Source organism: Paraburkholderia sp. J11-2, from assembly GCF_905220185.1.
Lineage (GTDB): Bacteria > Pseudomonadota > Gammaproteobacteria > Burkholderiales > Burkholderiaceae > Paraburkholderia.
Map to the genome: position 1 here is coordinate 56664 of NZ_CAJMYY010000002.1, position 16903 is coordinate 73566.

The 16903-nt window shown below is 60.6% G+C and carries 15 protein-coding genes; 5 read left to right on the top strand and 10 right to left on the bottom strand.

Going from position 1 to position 16903, the window contains the following annotated elements:
- Positions 1-4: 4 nt before the first annotated feature.
- The 8 genes from U5A57_RS02535 to U5A57_RS02570 all read right to left on the bottom strand — a co-directional run bounded on the left by U5A57_RS02535 (position 5) and on the right by U5A57_RS02570 (position 7908).
- Positions 5-1168: a type IV secretion system protein gene (locus tag U5A57_RS02535; RefSeq protein WP_321907907.1), complete on the bottom strand. Its 1164-nt coding sequence runs from the start codon at positions 1166-1168 to the stop codon at positions 5-7.
- Positions 1165-3612 (bottom strand): VirB4 family type IV secretion/conjugal transfer ATPase, encoded by a 2448-nt coding sequence (locus U5A57_RS02540; RefSeq protein ID WP_321907909.1) that lies wholly within the window; start codon positions 3610-3612, stop codon positions 1165-1167. Before U5A57_RS02540 ends, U5A57_RS02535 begins: the two co-directional genes overlap by 4 nt.
- A complete protein-coding gene (locus U5A57_RS02545) occupies positions 3602-3946 on the bottom strand; it encodes a VirB3 family type IV secretion system protein (RefSeq protein ID WP_321907911.1) in 345 nt (114 codons plus the stop codon). Before U5A57_RS02545 ends, U5A57_RS02540 begins: the two co-directional genes overlap by 11 nt.
- Positions 3947-3962: 16 nt before the next feature.
- Positions 3963-4301 (bottom strand): TrbC/VirB2 family protein, encoded by a 339-nt coding sequence (locus U5A57_RS02550; RefSeq protein WP_321907914.1) that lies wholly within the window; start codon positions 4299-4301, stop codon positions 3963-3965.
- Between the two features lie 50 nt (positions 4302-4351).
- Positions 4352-5014 carry a lytic transglycosylase domain-containing protein gene (locus tag U5A57_RS02555; RefSeq protein WP_321907916.1) on the bottom strand — a complete coding sequence of 221 codons (663 nt, stop codon included), beginning with the start codon at positions 5012-5014 and terminating at the stop codon, positions 4352-4354.
- Entirely contained in the window at positions 5011-5598 is a 588-nt protein-coding gene (locus U5A57_RS02560) for a hypothetical protein (protein ID WP_321907918.1), read from the bottom strand. Before U5A57_RS02560 ends, U5A57_RS02555 begins: the two co-directional genes overlap by 4 nt.
- Positions 5599-6209: 611 nt before the next feature.
- Positions 6210-6443 (bottom strand): helix-turn-helix transcriptional regulator, encoded by a 234-nt coding sequence (locus U5A57_RS02565; protein WP_321907919.1) that lies wholly within the window; start codon positions 6441-6443, stop codon positions 6210-6212.
- Positions 6444-7509: 1066 nt separating this feature from the next.
- Positions 7510-7908 carry an ACT domain-containing protein gene (locus U5A57_RS02570; RefSeq protein WP_321907920.1) on the bottom strand — a complete coding sequence of 133 codons (399 nt, stop codon included), beginning with the start codon at positions 7906-7908 and terminating at the stop codon, positions 7510-7512.
- 214 nt (positions 7909-8122) lie between these two features.
- Between U5A57_RS02570 and U5A57_RS02575 the strand changes: the two genes are divergently transcribed.
- Both U5A57_RS02575 and U5A57_RS02580 read left to right on the top strand, forming a co-directional pair.
- Positions 8123-9058 carry a fatty acid desaturase family protein gene (locus U5A57_RS02575; protein ID WP_321907921.1) on the top strand — a complete coding sequence of 312 codons (936 nt, stop codon included), beginning with the start codon at positions 8123-8125 and terminating at the stop codon, positions 9056-9058.
- Positions 9051-10418, top strand: coding sequence for a hypothetical protein (locus tag U5A57_RS02580; protein ID WP_321907922.1), 1368 nt, complete (start codon positions 9051-9053; stop codon positions 10416-10418). Before U5A57_RS02575 ends, U5A57_RS02580 begins: the two co-directional genes overlap by 8 nt.
- On the opposite strand, the gene U5A57_RS02585 is transcribed toward U5A57_RS02580, so the two are convergent.
- Together U5A57_RS02585 and U5A57_RS02590 are read right to left on the bottom strand one after the other, a co-directional pair.
- A complete protein-coding gene (locus U5A57_RS02585) occupies positions 10324-11256 on the bottom strand; it encodes an HTH-type transcriptional regulator ArgP (RefSeq protein WP_321907924.1) in 933 nt (310 codons plus the stop codon). The genes U5A57_RS02580 and U5A57_RS02585 overlap by 95 nt on opposite strands.
- Positions 11257-11722: 466 nt before the next feature.
- Positions 11723-12988 (bottom strand): tyrosine-type recombinase/integrase, encoded by a 1266-nt coding sequence (locus tag U5A57_RS02590; RefSeq protein ID WP_321907925.1) that lies wholly within the window; start codon positions 12986-12988, stop codon positions 11723-11725.
- Positions 12989-13164: 176 nt separating this feature from the next.
- Here U5A57_RS02590 and fusA point away from each other — a divergent pair, with 176 nt between their 5' ends.
- The 3 genes from fusA (at position 13165) to U5A57_RS02605 (ending at position 16895) form a co-directional block, all read left to right on the top strand.
- A complete protein-coding gene (gene fusA, locus U5A57_RS02595) occupies positions 13165-15219 on the top strand; it encodes an elongation factor G (RefSeq protein WP_321907927.1) in 2055 nt (684 codons plus the stop codon).
- 120 nt (positions 15220-15339) lie between these two features.
- Positions 15340-15897: a TetR/AcrR family transcriptional regulator gene (locus tag U5A57_RS02600; protein ID WP_321907928.1), complete on the top strand. Its 558-nt coding sequence runs from the start codon at positions 15340-15342 to the stop codon at positions 15895-15897.
- A gap of 77 nt (positions 15898-15974) precedes the next feature.
- Positions 15975-16895, top strand: coding sequence for an alpha/beta hydrolase (locus U5A57_RS02605; protein ID WP_321907930.1), 921 nt, complete (start codon positions 15975-15977; stop codon positions 16893-16895).
- Positions 16896-16903 lie beyond the last annotated feature (8 nt).

Sequence of the window (16903 nt, forward strand, 5' to 3'; positions counted from 1 at the left end):
TCTCTCAACTACCCTGCTGTCCGAGATTGGCGTGCGCGGCGCGCTGGTAAGCTGGCGCCACGCCACCTGAAGAATTTCCCGGTCCGCCGCCGGAACCCGTCCGGTCACGGATCGTGCCACCGGGACGCGGACCGCTCCCGCCGCGGGTTAATACCTGCCCGATCACGGTCGCGAGGCGCCGCGACGCCACACCCGCCACGAACGCGCCGAAGCCCGACACGGTGGCGCCACCGGACAGGCCGGACGCCACCGACGGCAGTTGCCAGCCGACCATCGCAAGGAAATTCGCGGTAGCGAACATGCCGAGCGCTGCCCCCCAGGCCGACGCGGCTTCGAGCGCTGCCTGACTCGCCGCCACAAGCGCTGCCGCGTTGGCACCGGGCGCAGACGTTGTCACCTGGAACGGCGCGAGCTCGGTCGAGAACGCCGTCAGCGCCATCCCCAGGAAAGCGGCCACCAGTACCTGCAGCAACGCATAGTTCGCGACTTTCGCGGTCCACGCCTCAAAGAAGCGCGCGGTCGGCGCAAATGCCGCGCAGGCAATGAAAATCGGACCGATCCCGAGCACCAGGTCAAGCAGCATGCGACCCATCACCACCTCGAACGCGAGCACGATCAGGAAGATCGAACCGCCGACCGCCGCGATGAACCCGCAAACAATGTCGCCGATGGCGGCAGCGAGGCCACTTGGGCTGAGCCCCTCGTGGGTCGCCTTTTCGGAATAGGCATCCAGAACCAGATCGATCTGCTGGTCATAGCAGTCGAGTGTCTGGTAGATGCTCGTTGCGCTCGTCGAAGTCACGCTACTGCCGCTCACCGATCCACACCCCGGGTTGCCGCCACCCGTGGTGTTGGCGGCGTTCTGGATCGTCTGGGCAAGGCCCGACGTCGCGCCGCTGACGGCCGTTACGACCTGCTGCTGGTAGATGCCGCTGCCGAGCGCAAACGCGAGGATGGTGGCCACCTTCAATCCTCGCCAGGCAAACGCGGGTACGGCTTCGTGTGCCTCACCACGCACAATCGCAAGACCATAGGCGACGACCCAGATCGTGACGGCGGTCGTCACGACGGGAACGAGCGCGCCCGACAGCGCCGACGAGACGTTCGTCACGTAGGTCGACATGCCGTTCTCGAGCGTGCCGCCGATCGCGGTAAAGAGGCCACTCATCGCGCACCTCCTGCACGGGTCGCCTGCGTCGCCCGGCGCTTCGCCAGTTGCGCATGGAAGACCGGTAGCCATACGTCGGGGTCGTCACCAACTTGGGCGCGGATCTTGTCGAGCAGTTCGACGTTGTCGCTCGTACCTGAAAGGACATCGAGGACATCCCCGAGCCCCGCGAGATCGAGCTTTCCGATCGCCGACCGGTGCCCCTGCTTGACCAGAAACATGCGGCTGTTCTCACCGAGATTGCGCACGATGTTGAATTCGGCTTCAGTCAGCTTGAAGCCGTGCACGTAGTCGTCGTAGTCGGCTCGCGGGTTCGGCAGGAAGAAGAAGGTTGCGCTTTGCTCGATCAGCGCCCGTGCGATATCGCTACTCAGCACGTCAGCCGGCGACTGGGTATCGAAGATGCCGAGCCCGTTCTGCTTGCGGATCGTCTTCTGCTTGTTCTTCGCAAAGTCCGTGAAGACCGGGTCACCCAGCCGCTTCCAGAATTCGGTCATCACATAGATGAAGCGCCGGCCGTCGATCAGGCTTTCCGTCAGGTGCAGTAGATACATCGTGACGGGCGTCGAGACTTCCGCATCGTCCAGCAGTTCAGTATCGTCGAAGCCGAAGAGATTCGCGCGTGCCAGGTTCACGGTGTCTGTCGGGTTGTCGAGCACCCAGCCCAGACGCCCACCCGCACACCATCTCGCGAGACGCGCGTGCAGGCTGTTCTCGCCCACATTCGGCATCAGTTGTCGCACCATCGACAGGCGCCGCAGTGACTTTTCCATGCGGGCAACTTCTCGCACGGCGCGCGAGATGTCGAGTTCGTCTTTCGCGGACAGCGGTAAACCCGTATCGACGAGCTTGCGCACCAGCCGCTCCCAGAAGTCGAGCACGAACTCGTCCGGCGTCATCTGGAAAGGGTTGAGTCCGGTCGCCTCGCCGCGGCGGAACACGGTATAAATGCCGCCCATCGCACGGATCGCGATCTCGGTGCCGCGATCCTTGTCGTACAGCACCGCGGTCAGCCCGAATTTCGTCGCCATCGCGAGCAGGAACAGTTCGAGCACCGTCTTGCCCGCACCGGCCTGACCGATGATCTGGGTATTGGCAAGCGCCTTCTCGTCGGCCGAATCCTGCTTCTCCGGCGTGACGTGAAAATTCAGGTACAGCGGCTGCCCGCTCGGCGTCTTGACGATCGTGATCGCCTCGCCCCACGGATTGCCGTCGCGCTTGCCGGTCGCGAAGTTGTGCAAACTGGACAGGCCACAAAAGTTGCGGGACGTCAGCTTCGCTTCGCGCGGCCGGTAACGCCAGTTGCCCGGCAACTGCGCGAACCATGCGGCGTCCGCCACGAGGTCAATCAGCGCAGTCTGGAATCCGGCGTCGGCAAGCTGCGTGCGGGCCTTCGCAACGTGCTTCGAGACTGCCGCGGGCGTATCAGCCAGCACCGCGAGCGAATAGTGATATTCGCCCAGCACGAAATCGCCGTTGATCAGATCGTTCAGTGCCCGGTCCATCGCCTCGACCTGGGAGACAGCCACATCGTCGCCGGCGATCAACTGGTTGCGCTGGCGCTCCAGCGCTTCCTTCGCACCGGGTTTGTCGAGGATGGTGAAGCTCTGCGTCTCGATATACTCGAAGTCGCCATACAGCAGGCCGTTGAGCATGCCCGGCTCGGTCTCTTCGGGATAGTCCTTCAGGTCGAGCAGCGCGGCGTAACGCGTCGCGCCTGGCATGCGGATCTCGACCTTCTCTACGCCGACGAACAGGCGCGAGGTCGGCAGTGCCTCACGGATCGCTCCGGCAGGGACTGGCTCTGGCTCCCAGACAGCGTTGACGAGATAGCCGAGCAGTTCCAGCGCGGACGAATACCGGCGCGGCCGCTTCATGAAAGGACTCGACTTGCGATAGACCCCGAGCGCCACCGGGTCGTAGGGCTTCAGCCCCGACTCGACCTGGGCACCGAGCTCGTCCATCACTTTCAGCGCTTCCTGCTCGTCACGCCGGATGTCCTCGCGTGTGCGGCGCGCCGCGCGACTGAAGACACGCCCAAGCTTCGTGCGGTTGGGGCGGTAGACAAGCGTCAGATACAATTCGTTGGCCATCATCCGGTAACCCGCGAAGCTCCCGTAGTAGCGGGTGGCCAGCTCCTGGCAGAAGCGGTTGCCGTAAGGCGTCGCAAAGTGGTCCGAGACACGCCGGCGCAGCCGGTGTGTCCAGAGTGCGACGTGACCACCGGGCAGCGCACGCACCAGCTGGTTGAATCCATCACGGCGCACGAGGATGTCCACTGGATCGGCGGCCTCGAATGCGATCCCGGCAAGCTTCCAGATCCGCAGGTAATCGCCCTCGCGCGTCCTGATCACCTGATCGGTGACGTGCGTCGAGTAAGGGATGTAGTCGGCAAGCGCCACCTCACGTTTTGAAACGGCGCCGCGTGTCGGATCAGCCAGCATGTCGGCCCCTCCTCTTCAGGCGAACCGGCGCATAGGCGCGCGCACCCCAGAAGCCACGATTACCCTGCCCCAGGACCATGCGCAGGCGCAGTGCGTACTGCGCGAGGCGCTGGTCGTCGCGGCGTGTAACGGCGCGCATGGCGACGAACACCGGGATCATCAGGAACAGCAGCCCGACACCAAGCGGTGGGGTGGCAAGCAGTGCCCAGATGGCCGGGATCAGCATGCCGCCGCCGACCATGAGGAATGGCACGAGCGGCACTCCCCAGAGCATGGCGGGCCGCGTGCATCCCTTGAAGACGGGATCCCTGAGCGTATTCATGATCGGGTTCATGGTTGACAGCCCCGGATCAGCTCGTCGGGATAAGCATGCCGGCAATCACGGTCGCGCACCCGACGAAAAGACCGCCGATGAACACGTTCGCGATGTCGCCGAACCGGGCATGCTGGAACATCATCCGGAAGCCCGCCCAGATGATCGAAATCGAGCAGATCACACCGCCGACACCCAGAAGGGTCGTCTGGATCGTGCTCAGCAGCGTATTGACCTGCGACAGCTGCGCCCAGGCGGGCGACGCCAACAACAGCGCAGTCGCGACGACAGCCGCCCACCGCGCTATCCAGCGGTCAGACAGCGTGACAGGCACGCGTTCAGCTTTCCTCTTTCTGATAAGTATTCCTAAATTCATGACAAACTCCTTTCCAACTGAACTAAATTTGCTATCGAAGGGAGACCGGGCTAGAACACCACCGCACTATCGCCTGAGTCGTCGGCATTCGTGCCGGATGCGGTATCCGGCGGATCCGGAAGCCGATGCCTCACCGGTTGTGACGACGTCCGGGCTGCGGACACGGCCCGGTCAACCGGAACGACTGGAACAACCGGAATCGGCTCAATCGCCGGCACGACGGTCTGTGAGGGAATCGACGCGGGCAAGTTGGCGTTATCGACCACACGCTGCACATACCCGGTGCGATACCCCGTCGAGAAATTGCCGCTCGCATAGCACGACAGGCCTGCGCGCAGCGCAGCCTGTGGATCGCGCCGGCCATCCGTTTGCGCAAGGCGCGCTGCGGTAAAACAGCCCTCAAGGACCGCGGCTCCCGCCGCCAGGTTGCGGCACGGATCGAAGGCGCTCTGCTCGTTCAGGCCATACGCCGCCCAGTTCGCGCGATTGACCTGAGCGAGACCGACGCTGAAGTTCCAGCCGCCTGCCACAAGCGCGCGGACAGTGGCCACGGCCTCAGCCTGGTTCGCTGGCTGACGCACCAGTCGACCGTGCACCACGCCAATCGCATAGGGATTGAATCCAGATTCCGTCCGCACGATCGAAGCCATCGTGACCGGCGAGACCCGGGGCGCGCACTGTTGCACAAGGGCGGTGAAATCGAGCAGCATCATTGCCCCCCGCCGCCGGCGCTGTTCTGCTGTTCGCTCTGCTGCAGGAAGAGAACAGCAGACCGCGATGGGTCGTAAGGCACCTGAGACGGCACCTGCGTACTGCCTGTGCCGTAATACTCGGTGACGGTCGATCCTGCACCCGCAACATCCCACCAGACGCGGGTATAAAGCTGGTTGTCGATGTCGACATTGATCGCGCCAGTAGCACCGCATAGCAGTTCGCTCTGCTCCGGGCCGCCCCAGTAGAGGAGGTGTTCCCTGCAATACCCACCACCCGCGAAGGTATTGGTCGCGGATGTTCCCTGCGAGCCGCCTGTGCCAAAGTCACAGGTCGGGACCGAATCGCCATGGCGCAGCGCACTCCAGAGTCGCTCAATCGGTGACACGCGCGCGCCGTATTGCTCCCGGCCGCCCGGGTTGGACAGGCAAAGCAGCACCTGACAGCCCCAGTCGTCCGCATGCGCCACGCCAGGCGCGAGAACTGACGTACCGGCAACCAATGTCAGGGCAAGCGTCCACCGACGGACGATGCTGCGCATCGCACATAACCGCGCTGCATCCGCTTTCAACCGAAAAAAATTCATGATTCGTTTCCTCACATCGATGCAGCGCCGAGCTGTCGAACCGGATAGGCGAAAAAGGAACCAGCGGCGCCTGGGAGGCAGACCGCGGGTTCAAGGGGGTCAGTCGTCAGGATCAGGCACAGAAGGACCTGCGAACGCAGGTCCAGGACCGGAAAACCACCATCATGCTCACACGCATCCGTCGATACGTCGGGGCCGCTTATGCGTACTCGGCCGTGCATCTCACACGTCGGCCGGAACAGGTTGTCGAACTACTTCCGGGGCTCTGCCGCCGCAGCGAGATCGTGCCGCATTGATCGGCCGCGCGTCGCTCCGGCATTCCGGACACCTCAATTCATGGTTTCTCCACCAGCAGATCCGCCAGCGCCTGCTTCGCGGATGACAGTTCAAGCTCATACCGGCGCAAGGGGGACCTTGGGATCCCAAGCCGGCGACAGATCACCTCGCGACCGGCTCGCCACAGATACACCATGCGCAACAGATCGCGGTGACGCACAGCCAGTCGCCGCCAGGCGCGTTCGATATGACCCGCATCAACCGGATCGTACGGACCACGGCCAGCGCTCGCCCAGTTATCGAGCCGCGCGTCGAGAGATCGCTGTGAGGCACGCTCACACATCTTCGCCGCCCTTAGCTGGCGATGAAACGCGATACCCGGCAGGGTCCTCAAGAAATCGCTCGATATCCGATGCACGCCAGCCCACCGCGCGCTCGCCGAGGCGGATCGGGCGCGGGAACGTGCCCTCCTGCATCCGTTGGTAGATCGTCGAACGCTTTAGTCCGACTTCCCGTTCGACCTGCCCGCGCCGTAGTATTGCGCCTGCTCCCCTCAACTGGACCGACATGGCCAACCTCCCGCTGTCCTGTTCGAAAGAGTTGCTGCATGGGTCTCATTCAAGCATCAGAGGCGTCAGACGGACAATTCCGTCACGCCGTCGGAAGATTCCGTCGAGAAGAGCGTGTCATCGATGACGACCGTCGACCTCGTTGACCGAATCCGGGCGCAATGCCGCGGCGAACGTTTGTGCGCTCCGTGAGGCCTCACCGTTCGCTTGACTCTTTAACCCGAGTTTCTCGTCAATAGCACGAGCAACTGTAGAAGACTTCGGAGGGCGTTCCGAGTCCCAGTCAGACCAGTGTGACCACATCACCTCGAAGAGAGCAGCAAGTGTCTGGGTCACGTGAGGCAGATGTACGACAACACCTTTCGTTACCTCTTGGGCGCGCACCGGTACGCAATCGGGTAGTCCAGTTAGGGCTTCTGACGGCGTACGATCCAGTTTGCGCTCCAAATGCACCGCCCATATGTGGTGCATAACCACTGTTCGCGCCAATGCACGTTCCAGGAGCTGGATGCGGCGATCCCGTCCTCTCAAGCGCCCCGTGAGACGCAACACCGCAGCCTGAGATACCTCAGCGCTTCGGCGCAAAACCTCCTCGTCAGACGCCGTCGCAGAGTTCTTCAACTTTAGACTTTGATGGTCGGTCGATTCGGACATACCTCCTCCTTTGGGTCTCGGCGGAGTTGATCGATGCCCAGGCAAAGACTTGGAACCCACACACTCGGATAGGATGTCCTGGTAGGCTCATCACTCATCTACATCACAAAAGTGCTTCTACAAGCGAGAGAATGAAGCACCATAATTTGCAGGTATCCAAATCTCAATTCCCATCGGACTTCGACGGAATCTCACAAAATCAAGTAACTTCTCACGGCGCGCAAGGATTTAATGTCGGGATTCCGCCATCTACTAACTGGTCATCGCTTTGGCTCTTTCAATTTATTGGGCGATCGCGTACACCGCAAGGGCAAATCCGCGAACTGAAGAAGTGCTATCGGCTGAATAGAAAAAGTAACAGGTCGGCAATGTCACGCCAACCCGATGTGATTCATTTGGCTGGCTCGTTGCGTCATAGCGCGGAAGTCGAGATCTCATGCAGTTGAGTCATCGCTTCATCCGCCTGATCCACTGGCACGAGAAGATGATCGTGGTAATAGCCGGCAATGATGTTGCACGGAATTTTCGCCTCTGCGAGCGTCCGACTAATCACCGCGATGAAACCAACTGCATTAAGGCTAGAGTGCACAGAGAGGGTAATAAGGCGAGCAGCGTACGTGTAGCACACGCCCAAACGCTGAGCCTCCGTACGCTCGACAATCGCGGTCAGTCCCTCGCTTTCCCGGAAGGTGCACAAGCAAGGCAAGCCCGTCGGAATATTGAATTCGGGAAACGAGCAGTAGACATACACTGCCGGCGCCATCACCGGCTTCATTGTCGCGCACAATTTTGCAAGATCGATTTCGCCCAATGTCTTGCCCTCCTATGTTCCTGCTTGCTTTATGCCATTAACTCAATCGATACGCATATGCGTATAGAAAGTCTAACCGGCGGATAGCAGTTCTGATTGCCCCTTCCATTATGCCGCTGGCTTCCTATGATCCCGTCATCGCTTCTTTTTGTCTTACGAACGGAACTAAGAGTCCGAACCTTCGGGGCGTACATCTCATCGGAAGGAGAGTGTGATGTGGACAACCCCAACAGCGTCGGTTATTGCCGATCAAGTGATTTTACAATCAACCTTGAGAGAAAATTTTCCTGCGGTAACGGCGAGTACATGGCGGTCAGTCAGAGATATCGTCCTTGACTGGGGCATCATCGGCCTCGCTGTCTGGGCAACCTACCGAATCGGCCTCTGGGCTATGCCGCTCTCCATTATTGTTATCGGAAACCGGCAGAGGGCACTTGGTAATTTGCTCCATGAAGCCAGCCATCAAAATCTCAGTCCATGGCGCCATATCAACGATGTGCTCGCCGGGATTCTGCTCGCGGCTCCGCTCTTCAACAGCTTGGCGTTTTACCGCCGTCAACACGCAAAGCATCATGCTTGGCTCGGTGATGCTGTTCATGATCCTGACGTTATTGCTTGTACCGTCGCGGATGATGACCACTGGCTCAATGTTTACTCCCACGTGCTCTTTGCATATCCGGTTTGGGAGGGCTCGCTCCTTGGACATTTGACTGGTCGGCGACTCGCGTGGCGCCAATGGTCGGCTATTGTTTTTTGGTGGATCTTATTTGAAATCCTGATCGCAATCTTTTTAGGTATACATATGGCGTGGTTGTCGCTCGTACTCTGGATAGTCGCCAAAGGCACAATCTTTCACGCTATCACGGTCTTTCGAGAGATGACGGATCACTACGGCCTGAAACCGGTGGGAATCTTCCAATACACAAGAGAGATCCCCACTCACGGTTTGCTGTCTGTTCTGCTCCATCCACATCACAATGGATACCACCTCACACACCATTTATTCCCGCATATTCCGTACTACCGTCTACCTCACGTACATGCTTATTTGATACAGAACTCGTTGTTCATCCAACGCGCAATAATTTGCCACACGTACTTGAACGGTACCCATGCCGGAGTTGACGGATGGGGAGCGAATCATGCCTGAGCGCTCACTGAATACGAGACAGGTCGCGAGCATGCTGGCATCCACTAGTTGCGGCATCGGATTTCTCTTGGGAACGGGAGAGATTGCTTTACGCCAAGGCATGATTGGCTGCCTTTACGCCGTTGCCAGCGCGCTGGGACTCGCCATACTTGCAGTATGCTCATCCACGCTTTGGAACGCAGGGCGATCCATCTGGGGTTTGTTCGGTCAACTCTACGGTCCTTCAGTTAGTCACGGCGCAGCGCTTTTGTCTCTCATCTGGATGACGGGTGCGCTCAGTGCACAAATCCGTGGGGGATCAGCGATACTCGCTCTGTCAGGCCTGCCCGAGGCTGTCGTGCTTCCGTTGATCGCCAGCATCCTGGTAGGCATATCCCTCGTCCGGCTCTCATGGCTTTCAGTGGGATTAGCCATCTGCATGCTGGGTTGCTGTGCCATGCTCGTCTGCGCATTGCTCGAAACCGGGGGAATTGGTATCTGGCTGCACGCCCCGATACTCTTCGCCGATGCAACGCGACAAACTTCGCTTGGCCGAATTGGGATCACCGTGACGTCGGTAGTTGCGATGGTAATCTGCGGTGCCGACTACCAACAGTTTGTCATTGCAGCGGATAAACCGAGCGCAGCTCGTATGGGGTGCATCCTCGCAGCCGGATTTGTATTCGTCATCGGCTTTTTGCCCGCCTCGGCCGTTATCGCCGCCCGATCGCTCTGGCATTTAGGCGAGGTGAGTGACCCCGCACAGGTTGTTCCGATACTGCTCATGCACAGCCTGTCGGATAGTGTGGCCTCCAGCGTTGTCATCGTGTTATTGAGTGCCTCGACCCTCGGCGCTGGGTGTGCGATCCTGTGCGCCATGTCAGAAGTAGTCTCTGCAATTGGACCCTCAACCGTTCGGCGGCCCATCTCATCACGCATCCTGCCCGTCGTCTTCAGTTTGCTTGTGGCAGCTCGTGGGCAAAACCTCGTCGACATGATGGTCGATCTCAACATGGTCTATCTTGCGGCAGTCGGCCCGCTGCTTGTTCTCAGGCTGCTGCGCTTGCGTATATGCGATGTCGCGGCAAATACATCGATGGCGGCAGGGTGCGGAATAGCACTGAGCTGTTACTTGTTACGCTGGGCAGGCGTGATCTCGCTACCATCTGGGGCCAGCGCACTTCTCTCGTTACTTGTTTCCCTCGTACTAGCAGTTGCGCACCACAACCACAGTGTCTCAGGGCTCCGCGATTCCGAACATCCGAAACGCTCGCTGTGGCTGACGCTCATATCCCAGCGGCGCCTTCTTCTCCCTTATCAGATGACGCAGAGGACAACTGAAACAGGCTCCGACGAGCGTGATACATCACAATTTCACTGATCGCTCTCGCGTTGGGCGGCGCTACCTCCCAATGATGCCAATACAAGTCGACTAGTATCTTGCGGCGCGGCGCCAAGGCAACCAGATCGCCCGATTCCTTCAGCGCCTGAACCTGCAAGGACGGCACGAGACCGTAGCCGACCCCGGCCCGAATGGCAGCGAGCAAAGCTGTCGGCGACGGAAAATAATGGGTTGCATAGCCACTTACGGGGAAACCCAGCAAATGCTCCAAGAACAGGGCGTGCAGACCATCCTTGCGGTTGAATAGAACAGCGGGCACGGCCAGGATATTGTGCAAACCGAGGCCGTGGGCAAAGTGGGTTTGTGCAAATGCTGGACGGGCGACGCATTCGTATTCCATAGCTCCGATCGGCTCAGCTACGAATCCAATCGGCGCAGAACTTTGCGTCGAAACGCATCCCATCGCCTCCCCCCTCGATAAGATGGGCAACGTGTGATCCTGGTCTTCGACAATGAGTTCAAGGACGAATTCTTCCTTTGCTATAGCGCACGCGACGGGCTCAAACCAGGTTGCCAGCGAATCGGCATTGACCGCGATGGCAACGCGCGTACGCTCGCTCGCCTCCGGCTTGATTTGCTTCAACGTGTCGGATTCGAGCGTCCGAAGCACCTGGATATGCCTCAGAAGCGCTTCACCCGCGGGGGTGGGTACCGCCCCGTCACGCACTAGTAATGGCGTCCCGAGAGACTCCTCAAGCGCGTTGATTCGCTGGGATACCGCGCCGCGAGTAATATTCAACGCGCTAGCTGCTCGTCCGAAATGCCGCAACTCGACGACGGCGGCTAAGGTTTCCAGCTGCTGACGGTCGAAACCCATACAACCTCCCACGCGCTAGCGCTGTTCACGTTGGCGCAATCACCTGACGGCGGTCTTCACTCCGCCACCGGTCAAACCATACTATAGACAAATAAGTAAACCGCTTTTCCGGTGTACATGTGACATGGTCAGCGTCATGCCGCGTATGCGAACTGCATGCAAGTACGCCAAATAGTGCCGGCGCTTACGCCCTGCCGGGCACGGGTATGTGAGAAGCGTCGTGACGTTGATCACGCCAACGCGCAGCATGGGAAAGTGAAAGGAAAAACCGGCATTTTCCGGCTTTTCGTACCGAGAGAAGCACTTGACTTTGAATGGACAGACCGAACTCTCACCCCTGAAGGGGTCGCAACAATTCCCGTCCGACTGGAGACGTTCAATCATTTTCGGGAATGACACTCCGGCATCAACTCGCTCTCGGATTCAATCCGAAGCAGCCTGGCAGTGTCCACAAGACCAGGGGCATTTATGCCGCTGCGCTCACGTTAAGCGGGATCACGTTGCCACCTGCCGCTGGCCGCCCGTGCAGGTAATCCGTCCATGCGCCCATGAGAATCGCCCGGCGCACAAACATCGTATCTCGTTGATATGCCACCGCTGTCTCTCCGCGTGGCCGGTGTGCAAGCTGGCGCTCGCCAAGTCTGGGATCATAGCCGTTGGCATCAACCCAACCGCGAAAGCACGCTCGGCATCCATGTGGCACAGGCGTGCGGCCCGGGGTATCCGACACAACGCCCGTTTCCCGAAAGAATGTCTGCAGGTCCACGTCAGAAAGCGGCCCGGTGTTGGTCACGTTCGGGAAAACGTACCGATCGTGCACTTTAATCTCGCGCATCGCGCGCAGCAAGCCGACCACCTCGGGGACGAGCGGCACATCATGTTCGACGCCACCTTTCATCCGCTCAGCGGGGATCAGCCACCGCGCCCGATCAAGATCAAGTTCTCCCCACTCCATGCCGCGCGCCTCGGCCGGGCGAACCGCCGTGTGCAGCAGCGCGAACGTGCACGCGCGCGTCACCTCGTGCGGCTCGATGTCCGTAAGGTGCGCGCGTACGAACGCAGGTGCATCGGTGTGCGGGATCGCGGGGTGATGTTTGGGCTTCGACTGCCGCGCGCTTCGGCTCGGTAGCAAGGCGCGCGCGCTCGGCACCGGATTACACATCACGTGCTCCGGGTACGCAGCGAAAGCCCATTCCATGATCGCACTAGCGCGCTGAAAGACATTATCCGCGACACGCGGACACTCAATCCACGCAGACGCTAGCGCATCGGAAAAGTCGCGCGGCTTGAGGGTATCGACGCGACGCTCCAGCAGCGGCGCGAGGTGCATTTTTACGCTACCTAGCCACCGCCGCGCATTTCTACCTTCGGCGTGCTTCCAGCCGCTCTTAGCCTTCTCGTGCGTTTTCTCGGCGGCCTGCAGGAAGGTAGGTACATTCGCCTCCCGCTCGGTGATGACCTGCTCGCGTCTACGTTCCTGGATTGGGTCGTGGCCGCTATCGATCTGGCTGCGCATCGCCAGCGCGCGTAGCCGGGCGTCGCGCAGCGACGTAGACGGGTACACGCCCAATCCCATTTCTCGGCGCTTCCGCGTCGTAGGACTCACATAGCGCAGCGCCCACTTGCCGCCGTTGGCATTGGGGCGGATCATCAGTCCGGGCACCTGACTATCGGTGAGCGGCCCATCGTCGGGTTTCATGTTGCGTAGCGCACGGTCGGTAAGCATGGGCATAGGGCATTCCCCACGAATTTGACCCACCATCTAGCCCACCATAAGATACTTGGCAGCAGTCGGATCAAAATGGAACACATCAGGCCAACCATGTTGACAACATATTGATTATACAGTGAAATTACAGAAAGATTGTAGGCCACCCTGGATCAACTTGCACAACAAGGGATCGACAAATGGATTACAGTCCCGAAGCCATCCGCACGATCGCTCTGGTCGGCCATGCCGGCTGCGGCAAGACCTCGCTTGCCGAAGCGCTCCTGCACCAGGGCGGCGCGCTGCACGCGCCAGGCAGCGTGAATCGCGGCACCGCCCTCTGCGATTTCGATCCCCTCGAACGCAAATATCACCACTCCCTCAACTCCGCCATCGCCCACTTCGAACACGAAGACACGCGCATCTACCTGCTCGACACGCCCGGCTACCCCGACTTCGCCGGCATGTCGATGAGCGCGCTGCCCGCGGTGGAAACGGCGGCCATCGTCGTCAACGCGCGCACCGGCATCGAAATGACGACGACGCGCATGATGGCGTACGCGCAGCAACGCAAGCTGTGCCGGATGATCATCGTGAACGGCATCGACGCGGAGAAGGTCGATTTACCTGGACTGCTTGCGCAGATACAGGAGACCTTCGGCAAGACGTGTTTGCCGATCAATCTGCCTGCACAAGGCGGACGTGAAGTGGTGGACTGCTTTTTCAACCCCGCGGGCGAGGCCGATTTCTATTCGGTGGAAGCCGCGCACAATGCACTCATCGACCAGGTGATCGAACTCGATCCCGAGTTGATGGAGCTGTACCTCGAACAGGGCGAAGCCATCAGCCCCGAGCAACTGCACGCGCCGTTCGAACGTGCGTTGCGCGAAGGGCATCTCGTGCCGGTGTGCTTTACCTCTACGGCGACGGGCGCGGGCATCGCGCAGCTGCTCGACGTGTTCGTGAAGCTCTTGCCCAATGTCACCGAAGGCAATCCGCCGCTGTTTTACCGCGAGGTGGACGGCAAGGAAGGCAAGGAGCCCGTGCGCGCCGAACCGGACGCCGATAAACACGTGCTCGCGCATGTGTTCAAGATCGTGATGGACCCGTATATCGGCAAGGTGGCCGTGTTTCGCATTCATCAGGGCACGGTAACGCGCGACAGCCAGCTGTATATCGGCAACGCGCGGCAGCCGTTCAAGGTAGCGCATTTGCTCATGCTGCAGGGCAAGGAGCATACGGAGGTCCAACGCGCGGGGCCCGGCAATATCTGCGCGGTGGCGAAGGCCGACGATATCGGCTTCGACGCCGTACTGCACGACGCCCCCGAAGACGGCAACATCCACCTCACGCCACCGGCGTTTCCGAATCCGATCTACGGTCTCGCTATCGAACCGGCGCGCCCTGGCAACGAGCAGCGCGTGTGGGAAGTGCTGCAAAAGCTCGCGGCGGAAGATCCTTGCCTGCAGATCGATCACCCCGAGGGCACCAACGAGACCGTTGTACGTGGGCTCGGCGAACTGCATTTGCGCTACATGCTGGAGCGGCTAACCGATCAGTACAAACTCGAAGTCGTAACACGTCCGCCTACGATCGCATGGCGCGAGACGATAGGCGGCAAGGCCGAAGGCCATTGCCGCCACAAGAAGCAGACCGGCGGCGCGGGCCAGTTCGGCGAGGTCATGCTGCGCGTCGAGCCCTTGCCGCGCGGTGCGGGCTTCGAGTTCGTGGATGCCGTGAAAGGCGGCGCGATTCCTTCGCAATTCATGCCAGCGGTGGAAAAAGGCATCTTGCAGGTGATCGACAGCGGGCCGCTCGCCGGTTTCCCCATGCAGGACGTGCGCGTGATCGTGTATGACGGCAAGCATCATCCGGTCGATTCGAAGGAAGTCGCGTTCGTTACCGCGGGGCGCAAGGCGTTTATCGATGCGGTCTTGAAGGCGCAGCCTATCGTGCTCGAACCGATTGTCGATATCGAGGTGATGACGCCCGAGGCCGCGATGGGCGACATCATCGGCGATCTTTCCTCGCGGCGCGGGCAGGTGCACGGCACGCGCACGATGGGCGGGCAAGCCATGGTCATTGCGGGGAAGGTGCCGCTGGCCGAACTTAACGACTATCAATCGCGGCTGAATTCGCTCGCGGGCGGGCATGGGAATTACAGCATTCAGCTGAGCCACTATGATCCGGTGCCGCCGACGCATCAGGAAAAGCTCGCGGCACAGCACAAGGGGCGGGGGGAGAGCGTGGAGTGAGGGTGTCTTGAATGAGGCAGTTGATTAGGAAATGAACATTTCCTATAATCCCCCCTCATGGCATCCGAGCACCCATCCCAACCCGTGGCCCGCAGCCCAGGCCGCCCGCGCGAATTCGACATGGACACCGTCGTGGACGGCGCCGTGCGCGTGTTTCGCGAGCGCGGCTACCACGCCACGTCGGTCGGCGATCTCAGCGAAGCAACGGGCCTGACCGCTGGCAGCCTCTACAAAGCCTTCGGCGACAAGCGCGGCGTCTTTCTCGCCGCGTTCGACCACTACGTCACCACGCGCCACGCCGAGTTGCGCCATCGCCTCGACAAGCAGTCCAAAGCAAGCGAGAAGATTCGCGTCATCTTCATTTTCTACGCCGAATCGTCGCATGGCAGCGAGGGCCGGCGCGGGTGTCTCGTCGTTTCAAGCGCCACGGCGCTCGCCACCTTCGACGACGAAATCGCCACGCGCATCGAAGCCGCCATGCGGCGCACCGAAGAGATGCTGCGCGAACTCCTCCAGCAAGGCCAGAAAGACGGCTCCGTTGCACCGGAAATTCATGTCCCGGCCATGGCGCGCACCTTGCTCGCCCTGCTCCACGGCTTTCGTTTGATCGGCAAATCCGGGCGCACACAGCGCGAGATGCTAGCCGCGGCTGAAGAAGCCATGCGTTTGCTGCGTTGAAATTTTTTTGGCCAATTTGGAAATGATTATTTCCAATTTATGTCTGCGTTTTTCTGCAACCACAGGAGCTTCACGTCATGAGCACGCCCTCCCGCATGATCGACCACGGTTCGGCCTCGCTGCCCGACCCCATCCTCCCCGGCTTCGCGCATCGCTTCGAAACCGTTGAAGGCACGCGCCTGCACTACGTCATCGGCGGAAAAGAGGAAGGCGAGACCGTGGTGCTGCTGGCCGGCTACCCAGAAAGCTGGTTCGCGTGGCGCAAGGTCATGCCGCTCCTCGCGCAAAACTACCGCGTGATCGTCCCCGACCTGCCCGGTCAGGGCGACTCGGACCGGCCGCAAGACGGCTACGACACACAATCGCTCGCCACTGCCCTGCATTCGTTGCTCGGCAAGCTCGAAGCGCGCCGCCACCATCTCGCCGCCCACGACGTCGGCGCATGGGTCGCTTATCCTTATGCGGCCCTATTCGGCGACGAAGTGTCGAAGCTCGCATTGCTCGACGCCGGCATTCCCGGCATCACACTGCCGGATGCGCTGCCCGTTGCGCCCGAGCGCGCGTGGCGCACCTGGCACTTCGCCTTCCATGCAGTTGCCGATCTGCCGGAGTTGCTGATAGCGGGCAAGGAGCGCGCGTACCTGGACTGGTTTCTGCGCCGCAAGACGGCCAATCCGCACACCTTCACGGAGGCTGATATCGACGAATATCTGCGCGTGTTCACGAAGGAAGGCGGATTGCGCGCGGGACTGGCCTACTACCGCGCGGCCCATATTTCAGCGCGCCAGAACCGCGAGTTGAGCAAGCGAGGCAAATTGCGGATGCCCGTTCTCGCGCTGAGCGCCGATCAGGGCTCGATTGCGGATATGGCGAGTCCGCTGCGCGATTACGCCGATGAGGTGCAAGGCGCGACGATCGCCCACTGCGGCCACTTCTTGCCGGAGGAACAGCCCGCAGCGGTTGCCGAAGCGCTGCTGCGTTTCTTCGCTCAACCCTGACGCTCGCC